The organism is Oleiphilus sp. HI0128, from assembly GCF_001635365.1.
Genome location: NZ_LWGG01001127.1, coordinates 1 through 1,010, shown reverse-complemented (window position 1 = coordinate 1,010; position 1,010 = coordinate 1). Strand labels below are relative to the sequence as shown.

Below are 1,010 nucleotides of genomic sequence, written 5' to 3'. Positions count from 1 at the left end.
GAAGCGCCTAAGACCAGCTTAAGGTTAGCATTAAAAGGTGTTTTTATGTCAGAGCAGGCTGGCGCATCGGGTGCTATAGTAGAAGAGATTGGCAAGAAGGCGGATTACTATGGCATAGGTGATGCCCTACCAGGCAGGGCCACTTTGGAAGAGGTATATAGTGATCGTATTCTCTTGAGGCGTAACGGAAGGCTAGAAACTTTGGCTTTTGAAGAAAAGAAGAGCATCAAAGGCAGTAGCAGTTTTTCTAAGGTAACGCCGGTTAAAGCCCAGCCGAAAAGAAGAGCAAGGGTGGAATCAGTAGAAACGCCTCAGCAATTTATGGATGAGGCTGCAGAGCGCTTACAGGAAGATCCTGTCGCTGCATTGGGCTCAGTTGGGCTGAAAGCTTCTTCAGAGGGGTATGTTTACCAAGGTGGAAACCCAATGTTGTCGGGGCTAAATCTTAACAAGGGTGATGTGATACGCTCGGTGAATGGTCATAACCTTGGTGATATTCAGCGCGATAAAGAGTTAATGAAAAGTCTCTATGAGCAAGGTAGTTTGGAAGTAGAAGTGATGCGAGATGGCGCCAGCTTTTATATTAACTACCCTTTGAGATAAAAAAATTGCGGGCTCAAGCCCAGTAATGCAAATGACTTAAGTGTAAAGTGATTGTTATGAAGTCTACATTAGGAAAGAACATGTTCAGTATGGTCCGTCTCAGGTTGGTGCACTTGGTTGTTTGTGCCGCGCTGGTATTTAGCGGGAGTGCCTTCGGTGAGGAGCAAACCTGGAAGGTAAATCTGAAGGATGCGGATGTCAGAGCATTTGTTAGTCAGGTTGCCGATATAACAGGTTATAGCTTTGTTATTGACCCTCGAGTTAAGGGTAAGGTCACGGTTATTTCTAATGCTTCAATGAATAAATCTGCTGTTTACGAAATGTTTTTATCCGTCTTGGGGGTGCATGGCTTTGCAGCGATACCTGGCCAGGAAGTGATCAAGATTGTCAGACAAAATGATGCCAAG

At 45.0% G+C, this 1,010-nt stretch carries 1 protein-coding gene and 1 pseudogene; both read left to right on the top strand.

Annotated elements, in window-relative coordinates:
- Positions 1 to 603: type II secretion system protein N (locus A3763_RS19195; protein ID WP_156495188.1), on the top strand; the 603-nt coding region annotated here is incomplete at its 5' end.
- Between the two features lie 56 nt (positions 604 to 659).
- Positions 660 to 1,010, top strand: a pseudogene (locus tag A3763_RS19190) (type II secretion system protein GspD); the annotation flags it as partial.